The sequence below is a fragment of the Acinetobacter sp. CS-2 genome (assembly GCF_016599715.1).
In the GTDB taxonomy this organism is placed as follows: domain Bacteria; phylum Pseudomonadota; class Gammaproteobacteria; order Pseudomonadales; family Moraxellaceae; genus Acinetobacter.
On record NZ_CP067019.1, the window covers coordinates 236,630 to 251,993 of the forward strand.

The following is a 15,364-nucleotide window of genomic DNA, read 5'->3' on the forward strand; positions in this document are numbered from 1 at the left end:
TGCACATCCTTTTTATGCTCAACCATCCCTATATGGTTGAGCTTTTTTTTGCCTGAAAATAATATTCAGCCCGTATTATATCAAAATGATCCGCATTAAGCGCGGATCACTTCACCTGTTTCAGCATCCACAATACGGCTAGGTTCTTTGCTTAAACCTAAATCGCCATTTAAATAATCTACCTGGCTGGAAAAATATTGGCTGGCTTCCTGAAGGGAGCGGGCAGGGTTTTCTCCTGCAGGATTGGCACTGGTCGAGACAATAAAACCGTTAAAGGCATTGCACAGTGCAACACATAAGGGGTGGGTAGTGACCCGCACCGCTACTTTGGCATGGTTGCCTTTAATCCATGCCGGAATATGGTTGCCTGCGGGTAACAGCCAGGTGGTTGCGCGTTCGGTCGGAGAGCGATGACTCCATGAATCAATGACCTGTTGGCGCATTTCTGCAGTCAGCGGTTTTAACAGATGTTCTACCTGTGCAATTTGTGCTGCCAGGAGAATTACCCCTTTTTCAATGGGACGTTGCTTTAAACGTAGAATTTCCAGGAACGCTTGTTCGTTAAAAGGATCACAGCCTAAGCCCCAAACTGCCTCTGTGGGATATGCTAAAACATGTCCCTGTTTTAAACATTGAGCAGCTTCGGCAACAGAGGTGCTAATCATCAGACCTTTCTCTTCAAATTGATTAAAGCGCTATTGTGAACCTTATTTGCCTGGACGACAACGTAGATACATGCCAGCTTGTTGGGTGCACAAGCCAAGTAATTCCAGTTCCATCAATTGACTGGTCAGGGTGGCAATGTCTAACTGCAGTTGAATGACCAGTTCATCCAGATGTTGTCCGATCCAGTCTAGCTGATTGTACAAAACGCTTAAATGCGCTGGCAGTTCGGGTTGGGTATCCAAAGGGGCAAGTTTGCTGGCCTGTTCGCTGTGCTGTTGCGTATGCCATTGTGTCGGCAGGGCCAGATCTTCAATCACCTGTTCAGGATGATCCACTAAAATGGCACCTTCACGAATCAGTTGATGGCAGCCTTGATGATGCTCGCTATAAATATGTCCTGGAATGGCAAAGATCAATTTGCCTTGTTCCGCTGCCCATTTCGCCGTGATTAAAGAACCACTTTTCAGTGCAGCTTCTGCCACAATCACGCCGAGGCTTAAGGCACTGACAATGCGGTTGCGCCGCGGAAAATGCTGCTGTAAAGGAGGGGTTCCGGGTAAGAACTCGGTGATTACCGTACCGGCCTGAGCAAGAATCTGCTGTCGCAACGGCTGATTTTGACTGGGATAGGTCAGGTCTAGGCCTGTACCCATCACGGCAATGGTGCGATTGTGCTGCAAAGCACCCTGATGGGCGGCTTCATCAATGCCTTGTGCCAAGCCACTGCTGATATAAAAGCCTTTTTCACTGAGATAATAAGCAAAGTCATAGGCCACCTGGCGTCCGTGATTGCTGGGTTTACGGCTACCGACAATGGCAATTTGTGCTTGTAACAGGGTTTGGACATTGCCCTGGCCAAACAGGATCGGCGGCTTATCGGCATAGGGCAGTAGTTGCTGTGGGTAGTGTGCATCATCCTGCAACAGTACAAAATCACTCTGTTTTTGAATCAGATCAATACAATGCTGAAATTGCCGCTGTGATTCAGGAAGATGAAAATCTCGCAGCCGCTGAATATGATTTTTGTGAATGCCAAGTTTTTGCCATGTTTCAATTTGGTCAGGCTGTGTTGCTTCGGCCAGATGGGTATAGTATTCCTGGATTTTATAAAAGCTGGGCAGAGAGTGCTGTACCAGAAACCATAAACGAATGTAATCCAGCTGCAAGGCGCTTAAGGAATTGAGCATAACGAGACCTTTAAAGATATCTTCTTTTTATTGTTTAAATTATTGTTTAAAAAATAAGGCTGAATCTCAGCCTTATTTTATTTTGATTGAAGGATTATTCATCCATTAGTGGTGGCTGGATGCCAGCACCGACTTTAATTGGCAATTCGCTATCCAGTACATAGGCATAACTCAGGTTATCAAAGCTCTTGAATACCATGATGTTACCAATGTGCTGTCCAGGGAGTTGAATACGCTCTTTGGTTTTCGGGTCAGTCACGACTTCGCCTTTCTGGCTCACCGTCAATACCTGTCCAGCTTGAACGCCTTGCAAACTACCACGGTCAATCGTCACTACACTGTGTTTCGCAGCAGTGCCAATTGATCCCATCACGCGAACCACTTGGCCACCGGCAACCACATCTTCAGCATTGGTTGGGTAGAATAAGGTTGGAAGCATTGGATCGTATTCAGGCAATACACGGTCGCCACGACGAACTTCAGCATTATAGGTATCTGTCAGTTCAAGCGTAGTAATGTCATTTTCACCACGGATGGCAATGCCAGATGCCACCTGAATCAATTCAAGACCAGCATTGTATTTTTTGCCTTTTGCATCGGTAAACATATACGGTTCACCTTCACGGTAAACGGCATAGCGTTGGCCCACTTCCAGACCATTACCGCGCGCATATACTGTTTGACCTTGAGCCGCCAGAACACGTTGGTCCGCCGTGCCTAAAATGTATGGCGTACCTGTGATGGATTCAGGTGCAACAATGGTGCTGCGTTCTAACCACTGCTTGATGTGTTCCAGCGGAATGACTGGAATGGCATTGTTTAATGATTCTACCCGAACCTGAGGTTGTAACTTGGTGCCACCGGTATAACGACGGATAATCCCTTCACAGCCATCACCTTCATCTTTACCAATAATTGGTTTGCCGTTATAGGTACACATGAGCAGGCGGTCGCCCGGGAAAATCCAGTGTGGGTTTTTCACATGTTTATTGCTGGCCCAGATTTCAGGCCAACGTACTGGATTCTTCAAAAATCTTTTGGAAATATCCCATAAAGTATCGCCTTTTTTCACCACATAAACTTGTGGTGCTCCGGCTTTTAATGCAGGTGGATTGATATTACGAGCAGGTGCTGCTTCAGCAATGCTGACCATGCCGGCCCCAACACTTACACATACGGCAAGTGCCAACAATTGTTTTTTAAACCCCAAGGCACTAAAAGTTGGCATGCCCTTCAAAACCTTTTTCATTATCATAATTCCTAAAATTATGTATGTAGTTGCGTTATAATAACGATATTACACACATTTTTTTGATGAAGCATTCCTTCATTTTGTTTTTTGATCAATGGCATAAGTGAGGACACCGTATGGCCTTATTACCTATTTTAAGTTTCCCGGATCCCCGTCTGCGTACCATTGCTAAACCAGTCGAAGAAGTTACTGATGAAATTCGTCAGCTCGTAGCCGATATGCTTGAAACCATGTATGAAGCCCCAGGTATCGGTTTGGCTGCTACACAGGTGGATCGTCATATTCAGCTGATAGTCATGGATTTATCTGAAAATAAAGATCAACCCATGGTCTTTATTAATCCCAAAGTTACGCCATTAACTGAAGAAACTCAGCCTTATGAAGAAGGCTGTCTGTCAGTGCCCCAAATATACGATAAAGTTGAGCGTCCGTCACGTGTAAAAATCGAGGCAATTAACCTTGAGGGTCAATCATTTGAGCTGGAAGCAGACGAACTTCTCGCTGTTTGTATTCAACATGAAATGGATCACTTAAATGGTAAATTATTTGTTGATTATTTATCGCCTTTAAAACGTCAACGTGCACGTGAAAAAGTGGAAAAAGTAGTGCGTCAGCGCCAAAAAGAAAAAGTCGCGGTGAAACGCTAATCCATACAACTTCCGGATTAAATAGTTTAAAAAAAAGCCCAATTTAAATTGGGCTTTGTTATACTGGCCGCCGACAAATTTTAGGATTTGCCTGTGCTTTTTCGTAGTGGTCTACTGCTATCTTGTATAGCCGTATTTTTACAGATTGCTGTGTTTTTACAGCCTTTGCTGCCGAAGCAATATCAGATTGCTCCGGTCTGTGAAACCATTACGCGTGCATTATTGCAAAAACCTGCTTTACCGTACATTTCCGCATCCACACATGCACATCATCAGTTGCATCAAGATCATCAACAGCAGTCTGTAGAACATAGCCATCAAGATGCCGATCATCAATGTCAGTATTGTACTGTCTACGGTAATTTGGTTTTGCCTCCTGAACTGGAGGTCAAAGAAGTTTTAGACCGTATTCAAGTACGCTTATTGGCATTCCAGAAGACTTTTAGTCATGTCTGGTTTGTTTTACAGCGACTCTTTCTTCTGCCCCAAGGGCGAGCCCCACCACTATTTGCATAAATCAAAAGGTATTTTCGGGTCTTGACTGACTCTAGCCCTTGCGCTGCTTCAACCGCAGCTCATATTTATGTATTAGTGAGATTGAAAATGGCTCAGCCAAAATTCTTTTTACAGCCACTTGCGGCTGCGATTTGTGTTGCCGGTTATTCAGCGGCTGTATTTGCCGAGCAACAAACGACTACTGTTCAAACCTTAGCGCCTATTGTGGTAACTGCTCATCAGGGCAATGATGCCAATGGTTTGATTGTGCATGCCGATCCCAAACAGCCGATCCAGCCGATTCCGGCGACAGATGGTGCAGATTATCTGCAAAGTATTGTCGGTTTTAGTTCAGTCAATAGCGGTGCCGGAACCAATGGGGATGTGACCTTCCGTGGTATGTTTGGTTCACGGATTAAAATTTTGACCGATGGTACGGAAAACCTCGGGGCATGTCCAAGTCGTATGGATTCACCGACATCTTATATTTCCCCAGAAAGTTATGACCGGATTTCGGTGATCAAAGGGCCACAAACGGTGCAATATGCCAATACCGGTTCGGCTGCGACGGTTATTTTTGAGCGTGGTCCGGAAACTGAATTAACGGCTGAAAAAAATTATCGTGGTCAGGCCAGTGTGCTGCTCGGTTCTTATGGTCGTCTGGATCAGAATGTGGAAACGGCAATCGGCGATGAAAAAAAATATATCCGCCTGAATACCAATCGTTCTGTGTCGGATAGTTATAAAGATGGTGATGGTACCACTGTTCCATCGGACTGGGAACGCTGGAATGCCGATGTCGCATTGGGTTGGACACCGGACGAAAATACATGGATCGAACTGAGTGGGGGAAAAGCCGACGGTGAAGTGGTGTATGCAGGACGTGATATGGATGGCTCTAAATTTGCCAGGGAAAGTCTAGGCTTGCGATTTGAGAAAAAGAATATCAATGATGTGATTAAAAAAGTTGAAGGGCAAATCAATTACAACTTTAACGATCATGTCATGGATAACTATAGCTTACGAGACGTTCCTGCTGCTGATAAATCCATGAATGTTACGCGCCGTACGCTGAATACCCGTCTTGCAATGACCAGTGAATGGGACAAGTTTCAACTCGTATCAGGTGTGGATTCACAGCAAAACCATCATGCTGGTGGGATGAGCTCTGCCATGATGACTATGCCAGTGAAGACAGATATGAAGTTTAATTCCTATGGGGCATTTGGTGAACTAAGCTATCAGATGACTGAACAACATAAGTTGGTCGGTGGTGCACGCGTTGATGATGTTAGTGTGGAAAAACTTGCAAAAGGGGTGAAGCGGACTGAGACCATACCAAGTGCCTTTTTACGCTTAGAAAGCCAGCATCCAGATCATAATGCCAAAAGCTATCTTGGTCTTGGCTATGTTGAACGCATGCCGGATTATTGGGAACTTTTTAGAACTGATTATGAAGGTACGATGCATACCTTCAAACGCTTAGATACTGAAAAAACCTTACAATTGGACTTAGGTTATCAGCATCAGCATGGTGCATTAAATACTTGGGCTTCAGCTTATGCCGGGCTAATCAATGATTTTATCTTGATGACTTATGATCCAACCAAGATGACCAGTATGATGGCCAATGCAGCCGATTCACGTAATGTGGATGCAACCATTGCCGGTGCAGAAGCGGGTATTGGTTATCAGTTTACCGATGCAATTCAGGCGGATGTGAGTGCGATGTATGCGTGGGGTGAAAATACCACAGACAATACACCGTTACCACAGATAGCACCTTTAGAGGCACGTATCAACTTACGTTATATTCAAGACAACTATACTCTGGGTGCATTATGGAGAATAGTGGATGATCAAAGCCGTGTCAGCCAGAATCAAGGCAATATTGTTGGTAAGGACTTTAAGGAAAGCGCAGGTTTTGCCACTTTATCCCTAAATGGAACTTATCATTTACGAGATGGTGTTGATTTGTCAGTCGGTATTGATAACGTGCTTGATAAAACCTATACCGAGCATCTAAATAAAGCTGGCAGTGCTGGCTTTGGTTTTGATAGTGATGAACAGTTTAACAATATTGGACGTAACTATTGGGCACGGGTGAGTATGAAGTTCTAATTTGTCTTTAAATTAGGCAAAAAGCAGGAGTATTTTCCTGCTTTTTTGGTTTTTTATTTTATAAAATTTATATTTTTCATGGTTTTAGGTTGAAGTTACATTTCTAAATAAAATAATGAATATTTTTATTTAAATAATTTAATTATATAAAACATATACTTATTTATTTTCTGGTTTATAAAATAGACACCCGATTCAACTGCTTTTAAAAAGGAGTTGCAAGCACATTAAAATGCTGTAGAATGCACATCCATCGGCGGTGATGAAGATTAAAACTTCTGATAAAACAGCAACTTAGCACGAAGTGTTAAGATTAGGTTTTAGAAAGAAAGTTTAAAATAATTTGAATTACTGATTGACACTAAGGATATTTAGTGTAATATAGCCGACCTAGCTTGCTGGTGACGAACCAGTAAGAAGATCATTAAGAGATTATGAAGAACAACTTGTGTGGATTTTTACTGGTTGATTGATCGAAATTATTTTCATTGATTGAATGGTAGAAATTACTCGAAGTTTATTTGAGAAATATTTGTCAGAAAATTGATGAGCCAAGATTGGTAGCCTTTAAGCTACTACTGATTTTAAACTGAAGAGTTTGATCATGGCTCAGATTGAACGCTGGCGGCAGGCTTAACACATGCAAGTCGAGCGGAGTATTGGTGCTTGCACTAATACTTAGCGGCGGACGGGTGAGTAATGCTTAGGAATCTGCCTATTAGTGGGGGACAACATCTCGAAAGGGATGCTAATACCGCATACGCCCTACGGGGGAAAGCAGGGGATCTTCGGACCTTGCGCTAATAGATGAGCCTAAGTCGGATTAGCTAGTTGGTGGGGTAAAGGCCTACCAAGGCGACGATCTGTAGCGGGTCTGAGAGGATGATCCGCCACACTGGGACTGAGACACGGCCCAGACTCCTACGGGAGGCAGCAGTGGGGAATATTGGACAATGGGGGGAACCCTGATCCAGCCATGCCGCGTGTGTGAAGAAGGCCTTTTGGTTGTAAAGCACTTTAAGCGAGGAGGAGGCTACTCTAGTTAATACCTAGGGATAGTGGACGTTACTCGCAGAATAAGCACCGGCTAACTCTGTGCCAGCAGCCGCGGTAATACAGAGGGTGCGAGCGTTAATCGGATTTACTGGGCGTAAAGCGTGCGTAGGCGGCTTTTTAAGTCGGATGTGAAATCCCTGAGCTTAACTTAGGAATTGCATTCGATACTGGGAAGCTAGAGTATGGGAGAGGATGGTAGAATTCCAGGTGTAGCGGTGAAATGCGTAGAGATCTGGAGGAATACCGATGGCGAAGGCAGCCATCTGGCCTAATACTGACGCTGAGGTACGAAAGCATGGGGAGCAAACAGGATTAGATACCCTGGTAGTCCATGCCGTAAACGATGTCTACTAGCCGTTGGGGCCTTTGAGGCTTTAGTGGCGCAGCTAACGCGATAAGTAGACCGCCTGGGGAGTACGGTCGCAAGACTAAAACTCAAATGAATTGACGGGGGCCCGCACAAGCGGTGGAGCATGTGGTTTAATTCGATGCAACGCGAAGAACCTTACCTGGTCTTGACATAGTAAGAACTTTCCAGAGATGGATTGGTGCCTTCGGGAACTTACATACAGGTGCTGCATGGCTGTCGTCAGCTCGTGTCGTGAGATGTTGGGTTAAGTCCCGCAACGAGCGCAACCCTTTTCCTTATTTGCCAGCGGGTTAAGCCGGGAACTTTAAGGATACTGCCAGTGACAAACTGGAGGAAGGCGGGGACGACGTCAAGTCATCATGGCCCTTACGACCAGGGCTACACACGTGCTACAATGGTCGGTACAAAGGGTTGCTACCTAGCGATAGGATGCTAATCTCAAAAAGCCGATCGTAGTCCGGATTGGAGTCTGCAACTCGACTCCATGAAGTCGGAATCGCTAGTAATCGCGGATCAGAATGCCGCGGTGAATACGTTCCCGGGCCTTGTACACACCGCCCGTCACACCATGGGAGTTTGTTGCACCAGAAGTAGGTAGTCTAACCGTAAGGAGGACGCTTACCACGGTGTGGCCGATGACTGGGGTGAAGTCGTAACAAGGTAGCCGTAGGGGAACCTGCGGCTGGATCACCTCCTTAACGAAAGATTGACGATCGGTAAGAATCCACAACAAGTTGTTCTTCATGACGATGTATCTGAGGGTCTGTAGCTCAGTTGGTTAGAGCACACGCTTGATAAGCGTGGGGTCACAAGTTCAAGTCTTGTCAGACCCACCATGACATACTTCATAGATACATTGACTTATTGATAAGCTGGGGACTTAGCTTAGTTGGTAGAGCGCCTGCTTTGCACGCAGGAGGTCAGGAGTTCGACTCTCCTAGTCTCCACCATGTATCTTCGGATGCATAATAAGCAAACGGTTAGATAGCTTATAGAGCTTAGTAAGAAAGCGGCGTATAATGCGCGGCATTGTTATTAACCTCTGTGATTTATCACAGTTTCTCGATCTGACGAAGACGAGAAAAATCATTAACAGAATATATTTGAGTTGAAATAAATTGTTCATACTCGTTTTGAAATCGACATTAGCAGTCATTTATGACTGATTGATGAAGATTAAGAAATGAGTTACTAGCGATTAAACTGAATCAAGCGTTTTGGTATATGAATCTAATTGAAGCTGTACAGTGCTTAAGTGCACAAACGCCAACTGTATGAGAGTGATGAGAAATCATCATAATCTGTTGCTCATCCTACTTGTAGGGATGAACGACTGTTTGGGGTTGTATAGTCAAGTAATTAAGTGCATGTGGTGGATGCCTTGGCAGTCAGAGGCGATGAAAGACGTAATAGCCTGCGATAAGCTCCGGGGAGGCGGCAAATATCCTGTGATCCGGAGATTTCTGAATGGGGAAACCCACTTACCATAAGGTAGGTATCGCAACATGAATACATAGTGTTGCGAGGCGAACGAGGGGAAGTGAAACATCTCAGTACCCTTAGGAAAAGAAATCAATTGAGATTCCCTCAGTAGCGGCGAGCGAACGGGGAAAAGCCCATTAAGTTATATCAGTTTTAGTGGAATGCTCTGGGAAGTGCAACCATAGTAGGTGATAGTCCTGTACACGAAAGGGCTGATATGATGATGTCGAGTAGGGCGAGGCACGTGAAACCTTGTCTGAATATGGGGGGACCATCCTCCAAGGCTAAATACTCCTGACTGACCGATAGTGAACCAGTACCGTGAGGGAAAGGCGAAAAGAACCCCTGTGAGGGGAGTGAAATAGATCCTGAAACCGCATGCATACAAGCAGTGGGAGCCGACTTGTTCGGTGACTGCGTACCTTTTGTATAATGGGTCAGCGACTTATATTCAGTAGCGAGGTTAACCGAATAGGGGAGCCGTAGAGAAATCGAGTCTTAATAGGGCGTTTAGTTGCTGGGTATAGACCCGAAACCGGGTGATCTATCCATGAGCAGGTTGAAGGTTAGGTAACACTGACTGGAGGACCGAACCCACTGTCGTTGAAAAGCCAGGGGATGACTTGTGGATAGGGGTGAAAGGCTAATCAAACTCGGTGATAGCTGGTTCTCCCCGAAAGCTATTTAGGTAGCGCCTCGGACGAATACCATTGGGGGTAGAGCACTGTTTCGGCTAGGGGGTCATCCCGACTTACCAAACCGATGCAAACTCCGAATACCAATGAGTACTATCCGGGAGACAGACTGCGGGTGCTAACGTCCGTAGTCAAGAGGAAAACAATCCAGACCGCCAGCTAAGGCCCCAAAATCATAGTTAAGTGGGAAACGATGTGGGAAGGCATAGACAGCTAGGAGGTTGGCTTAGAAGCAGCCACCCTTTAAAGAAAGCGTAATAGCTCACTAGTCGAGTCGGCCTGCGCGGAAGATGTAACGGGGCTAAAACTATGTGCCGAAGCTGCGGATGTATACTTTGTATACGTGGTAGGGGAGCGTTCTGTAAGCCGATGAAGGTGGATTGAGAAGTCTGCTGGAGGTATCAGAAGTGCGAATGCTGACGTGAGTAACGACAAAGCGGGTGAAAAACCCGCTCGCTGAAAGACCAAGGGTTCCAGTCCAACGTTAATCGGGGCTGGGTGAGTCGACCCCTAAGGCGAGGCCGAAAGGCGTAGTCGATGGGAAATTGGTTAATATTCCAATACTTCAGTGTAATGCGATGAGAGGACGGAGAAGGTTAAGTCAGCCTGGCGTTGGTTGTCCAGGTGGAAGGAAGTAGGCATGCATCTTAGGCAAATCCGGGGTGCTCTATGCTGAGATCTGATAGCAAGCTGTACTTGTACAGTGAAGTGGCTGATACCATACTTCCAGGAAAAGTCTCTAAGCTTCAGTTACACTGGAATCGTACCCGAAACCGACACAGGTGGTCAGGTCGAGTAGACCAAAGCGCTTGAGAGAACTCTGCTGAAGGAACTAGGCAAAATGGTACCGTAACTTCGGGAGAAGGTACGCTGCTTTTGGTGATGGAACTTGCTTCCTGAGCTGAGAGCAGCCACAGAAACCAGGCCCCTGCAACTGTTTATTAAAAACATAGCACTCTGCAAACACGAAAGTGGACGTATAGGGTGTGATGCCTGCCCGGTGCTGGAAGGTTAATTGATGGGGTTAGCGTAAGCGAAGCTCTTGATCGAAGCCCCAGTAAACGGCGGCCGTAACTATAACGGTCCTAAGGTAGCGAAATTCCTTGTCGGGTAAGTTCCGACCTGCACGAATGGCATAATGATGGGGGCGCTGTCTCCAGCAGAGGCTCAGTGAAATCGAAATCGCCGTGAAGATGCGGTGTACCCGCGGCTAGACGGAAAGACCCCGTGAACCTTTACTGCAGCTTGACATTGAACTTTGATCTTACTTGTGTAGGATAGGTGGGAGGCTTTGAAGCTGGGACGCTAGTCCTAGTGGAGCCAATCTTGAAATACCACCCTGGTAATATTGAGGTTCTAACTCTGTCCCGTTATCCGGGACGAGGACCATGTCTGGTGGGTAGTTTGACTGGGGCGGTCTCCTCCTAAAGAGTAACGGAGGAGTACGAAGGTGCGCTCAGCGTGGTCGGAAATCACGCGTAGAGTATAAAGGCAAAAGCGCGCTTAACTGCGAGACCCACAAGTCGAGCAGGTACGAAAGTAGGTCTTAGTGATCCGGTGGTTCTGTATGGAAGGGCCATCGCTCAACGGATAAAAGGTACTCTGGGGATAACAGGCTGATACCGCCCAAGAGTTCATATCGACGGCGGTGTTTGGCACCTCGATGTCGGCTCATCTCATCCTGGGGCTGAAGCAGGTCCCAAGGGTATGGCTGTTCGCCATTTAAAGAGGTACGCGAGCTGGGTTTAGAACGTCGTGAGACAGTTCGGTCCCTATCTACCGTGGGCGTTGGAAATTTGAGAGGATCTGCTCCTAGTACGAGAGGACCAGAGTGGACGAACCTCTGGTGTACCGGTTGTGACGCCAGTCGCATCGCCGGGTAGCTATGTTCGGAAGGGATAACCGCTGAAAGCATCTAAGCGGGAAGCCTACCTCAAGATAAGATTTCCCCGAGACTTTATGTCTCCTAAAGAGCCGTTGAAGACTACGACGTTGATAGGTTGGATGTGGAAGCATAGTGATATGTGAAGCTGACCAATACTAATTGCTCGTGAGGCTTGACTATACAACACCCAAACAGTTGTTGTATAAAGCATCAATTAATTCGATATTCAGCAAAACAGCTTGATTTAGTGAACGCTAAAGAACAAAATACGACAGCTCAGATATACCTGTTAATGAATTCTATTTGACCAAGCATTGGCATCTAAATAAGACCAAACGCAAAGTCATAAACAGTTGTGCTGGCGACCATAGCAAGAGTGAACCACCTGATCCCTTCCCGAACTCAGAAGTGAAACCTCTTAGCGCTGATGGTAGTGTGGGATTACCCATGTGAGAGTAAGTCATCGCCAGCTCATTATTCCTAAAAAGCCCCTGCCAAGTGCAGGGGCTTTTTTTATGCAGGGAATTCTTATTAAAAAGAAGAATGATTAAGAATGTATCGGATCTTAAATTGCGCTTTTTATTTGTTCAAAAGTTTGCTTGATTCGCTGCTTTGTCCGTGTGTTTAACTATAATTATATAAGTGATCACTTACAGGAGAAGCTTTTTTAACTGAGGTGATTATTTGGGGAAAATAAATTAAATTACTGGTTTTGTATAAATTATAATCAAGCAAGCTGAGTCTAATTCATGCTAAAATACTCGGCTTTCATCTTTGATCTAATTTTCAGATCTTCCATCATCTGCCAGCCGAGAATTGCTAGCCATGTCTACTGCTTATACCATGCAGACTGCGCCAAAAGCGTTGTTTGATTACGACAAATATTGGGCGTCCTGTTTTGAACCTGCGCCATTTTTGCCGATGTCACGCGAGGAGATGGATCAACTCGGTTGGGATAGTTGCGACTTTATTTTAGTCTGCGGTGATGCGTATATAGATCATCCCTCTTTCTGTTCGGGCATTATTGGCCGTACTTTAGAAGCTCAAGGTTTCCGTGTCGGGATTATTGCCCAGCCGGACTGGACCAGCGTGGATGCATTCCGAGTATTGGGTAAGCCGAATATTGCTTGGGGTGTGACTGCGGGTAATATGGATTCCATGATCAACCGCTACACCGCTGACCGTAAAATCCGTTCAGATGATGCCTATTCTCCAGACAATGTGCCGAATAAACGTCCTGACCGCGCGGCAACCGTATATTGCCAGCGTGTACGTGAAGCCTATCCTGATGTGCCAGTATTGTTAGGGGGTATTGAAGCTTCTCTACGTCGTATTGCTCATTATGACTATTGGTCAGATAAAGTCCGTCGTTCGGTATTGATGGATTCTAAAGCTGATCTTCTGATGTACGGTAATGGCGAACGCTCGATTGTCGAAGTGATGCACCGTTTGGCTAAAGGTGAAAAAATTACTGACATCACGGATGTCCGTGGTACGGCATTTATTGTCAATAAACATAACCGTGCTTCTAAAGCTAAATTCGTTGAAATTGCATCGAATGATGTGGACACCATCGGTCGTGTAGATCCCATCATCAATCCTTATGTGATGACGGAAGATCTGGATGGTTGTGAAATTGAAAAAGATAAAGGCAATAGTTTAAGCCAGTATCAAGGTTTCCAAAAAGAAGCGGTCGCCAATCCGATTGTCCGTGAAGGTGACAATCTGGATGCCGATACGCAAATTGTACAGTTACAACCTGCCTCCAAAGCGATTAAACACAAATTACCTCCACGAGAACTGGCGGTCATTCGTTTGCCTGCTTTTGAAGAAGTGGTCAATGACCCCGTTTTATATGCACATGCCAACCGTATCTTGCATCTGGAAACCAATCCGGGGAATGCGCGTGCCTTAGTACAAAAGCATGGTGAACGTGATGTGTGGTTGAATGCACCACCTATTCCATTAACCACAGAAGAAATGGATTATGTGTTTGATCTGCCTTATGCACGTCTGCCACATCCTGCATATGGTAATGCACGTTTCCCTGCTTTTGACATGATCAAATTTTCGGTCAACATCATGCGTGGTTGCTTCGGCGGTTGTACTTTCTGTTCCATCACGGAACATGAAGGTCGTATTATCCAGAACCGTTCGGAAGACTCAATTCTGCGTGAAGTGGAGAAGATTCGTGATACCGCACCAGGCTTTACCGGCATTATCTCGGACTTAGGTGGCCCAACGGCTAATATGTACCGTTTGCACTGTAAAGACCCTGAAATTGAAAAAAACTGTCGTAAGCCATCGTGCGTATTCCCGGGTGTGTGTCAAAACCTACATACCGACCATGCGCCATTGACGCAGTTATACCGTAAAGCACGTGCACTTAAAGGCATCAAGAAAATTCTGATCGGTTCAGGGTTACGTTATGATCTGGCGGTATTAAACCCTGAATATGTGAAAGAATTGGTCACTCATCACGTGGGTGGTTATCTCAAAATTGCGCCTGAACATACCGAAAAAGGTCCATTATCCAAGATGATGAAACCGGGGATTGGCACTTACGACCGTTTCAAACAGATGTTTGATCGCTTTAGTAAGGAAGCCGGCAAAGAACAGTATCTGATTCCTTACTTTATCGCGGCGCATCCGGGGACCACCGATTACGATATGATGAACCTGGCGATTTGGTTGAAAAAGAATGGTTTTCGTGCCGATCAGGTACAAACTTTCTATCCATCGCCAATGGCTACAGCAACCACTATGTATTACACGGGTAAAAATCCGCTGGCAAAAGTGGCGCGTTATACTGAAAATGTGGATATTGTGAAAGGTGAGAAACGTCGCCGCTTGCACAAGGCTTTCTTGCGTTATCATGATCCAAATAACTGGCCAATGTTACGTGAAGCTTTGAAAGAAATGGGCCGCTCAGACTTGATTGGTAATTCGAAACAACATCTGATTCCGAGCTATCAACCGCAAGGCACAGAAGGGCAATATCAGTCGGCACGCAAGAAAAACTCGACCTTGGCGGGAGATTCTGCAAAACGCACAGGTGAAAATACTGCACGTAATCAATCACGTAATGTTGCCAATACAAATGGCAATAATCGTCCTAAAAAAGGCCAGATCCTGACTCAACATACTGGTTTACCACCACGTGAAACTGGGGAGAAACGTCCATTTGCGGGTTCTAAATCCAAGATTAAATCTAAGCCTAAGTCAAAAGCTTGATTTAAAAATAAAAAAAGGACGCTCAGGCGTTCTTTTTTTATCATTCAATTAAATAGCCCTCTAATGAAAACAGCTCATCGGAATTGTAGGACAATATTCAAAAGTAGTCTTGCATCCCTACTGTGCCTTGAGCTACAGTAATTTGGTGTCAGATAATGGATGAATCCTAGGCATAGATGTAAAAAATAAAATCAGTGCAACTTTTTGTCAGCATTTATAATGTTTTCGTCATGATTAAATGCAGTTCGTTTGCTTGAAATATTTAATAAAAATA

General features: G+C 45.3%; 7 protein-coding genes, 2 tRNA genes and 3 rRNA genes. 9 read left to right on the forward strand and 3 right to left on the reverse strand.

Annotated features, from left to right (window positions below):
* Window positions 1-95: 95 nt before the first annotated feature.
* The 3 genes from JFY49_RS01090 to JFY49_RS01100 all read right to left on the reverse strand — a co-directional run bounded on the left by JFY49_RS01090 (window position 96) and on the right by JFY49_RS01100 (window position 3,102).
* Complete coding sequence (locus JFY49_RS01090; protein ID WP_180042917.1) at window positions 96-665, reverse strand: L-threonylcarbamoyladenylate synthase; 570 nt, start codon at window positions 663-665, stop codon at window positions 96-98.
* A gap of 42 nt (window positions 666-707) precedes the next feature.
* Window positions 708-1,853 (reverse strand): DNA-processing protein DprA, encoded by a 1,146-nt coding sequence (gene dprA, locus JFY49_RS01095; protein WP_180042918.1) that lies wholly within the window; start codon window positions 1,851-1,853, stop codon window positions 708-710.
* Between the two features lie 94 nt (window positions 1,854-1,947).
* On the reverse strand, window positions 1,948-3,102 hold the full coding sequence (locus tag JFY49_RS01100; RefSeq protein WP_180042919.1) for a LysM peptidoglycan-binding domain-containing protein: 1,155 nt from the start codon (window positions 3,100-3,102) through the stop codon (window positions 1,948-1,950).
* A gap of 119 nt (window positions 3,103-3,221) precedes the next feature.
* Between JFY49_RS01100 and def the strand changes: the two genes are divergently transcribed.
* From def to JFY49_RS01145, 9 genes are all read left to right on the forward strand, one after another.
* On the forward strand, window positions 3,222-3,752 hold the full coding sequence (gene def, locus JFY49_RS01105; RefSeq protein ID WP_086196623.1) for a peptide deformylase: 531 nt from the start codon (window positions 3,222-3,224) through the stop codon (window positions 3,750-3,752).
* Between the two features lie 93 nt (window positions 3,753-3,845).
* Window positions 3,846-4,268: a DUF2946 family protein gene (locus JFY49_RS01110; RefSeq protein WP_180042920.1), complete on the forward strand. Its 423-nt coding sequence runs from the start codon at window positions 3,846-3,848 to the stop codon at window positions 4,266-4,268.
* Window positions 4,269-4,355: 87 nt separating this feature from the next.
* Window positions 4,356-6,368: a TonB-dependent copper receptor gene (locus JFY49_RS01115; protein WP_180082085.1), complete on the forward strand. Its 2,013-nt coding sequence runs from the start codon at window positions 4,356-4,358 to the stop codon at window positions 6,366-6,368.
* 586 nt (window positions 6,369-6,954) lie between these two features.
* A 16S ribosomal RNA gene (locus tag JFY49_RS01120) occupies window positions 6,955-8,492 on the forward strand.
* 61 nt (window positions 8,493-8,553) lie between these two features.
* A tRNA-Ile gene (locus JFY49_RS01125) sits at window positions 8,554-8,630 on the forward strand.
* A gap of 38 nt (window positions 8,631-8,668) precedes the next feature.
* A tRNA-Ala gene (locus JFY49_RS01130) sits at window positions 8,669-8,744 on the forward strand.
* 399 nt (window positions 8,745-9,143) lie between these two features.
* Window positions 9,144-12,036, forward strand: a 23S ribosomal RNA gene (locus JFY49_RS01135).
* Window positions 12,037-12,213: 177 nt separating this feature from the next.
* Window positions 12,214-12,328 (forward strand): 5S ribosomal RNA (gene rrf, locus JFY49_RS01140).
* Together the 16S, 23S and 5S rRNA genes with 2 tRNA genes alongside form the textbook arrangement of a ribosomal RNA operon.
* A gap of 353 nt (window positions 12,329-12,681) precedes the next feature.
* Window positions 12,682-15,090 (forward strand): YgiQ family radical SAM protein, encoded by a 2,409-nt coding sequence (locus JFY49_RS01145; protein WP_180176829.1) that lies wholly within the window; start codon window positions 12,682-12,684, stop codon window positions 15,088-15,090.
* The last annotated feature ends 274 nt before the right edge of the window (window positions 15,091-15,364 follow it).

Bases quoted from the DNA above. Each gene is read 5' to 3' on its own strand.
- dprA (WP_180042918.1), bottom strand. From the start codon at position 1,853: ATGCTCAATTCCTTAAGCGCCTTGCAGCTGGATTACATTCGTTTATGG.
- JFY49_RS01090 (WP_180042917.1), bottom strand. From the start codon at position 665: ATGATTAGCACCTCTGTTGCCGAAGCTGCTCAATGTTTAAAACAGGGA.
- JFY49_RS01145 (WP_180176829.1), top strand. From the start codon at position 12,682: ATGTCTACTGCTTATACCATGCAGACTGCGCCAAAAGCGTTGTTTGAT.
- JFY49_RS01115 (WP_180082085.1), top strand. From the start codon at position 4,356: ATGGCTCAGCCAAAATTCTTTTTACAGCCACTTGCGGCTGCGATTTGT.
- JFY49_RS01100 (WP_180042919.1), bottom strand. From the start codon at position 3,102: ATGAAAAAGGTTTTGAAGGGCATGCCAACTTTTAGTGCCTTGGGGTTT.
- def (WP_086196623.1), top strand. From the start codon at position 3,222: ATGGCCTTATTACCTATTTTAAGTTTCCCGGATCCCCGTCTGCGTACC.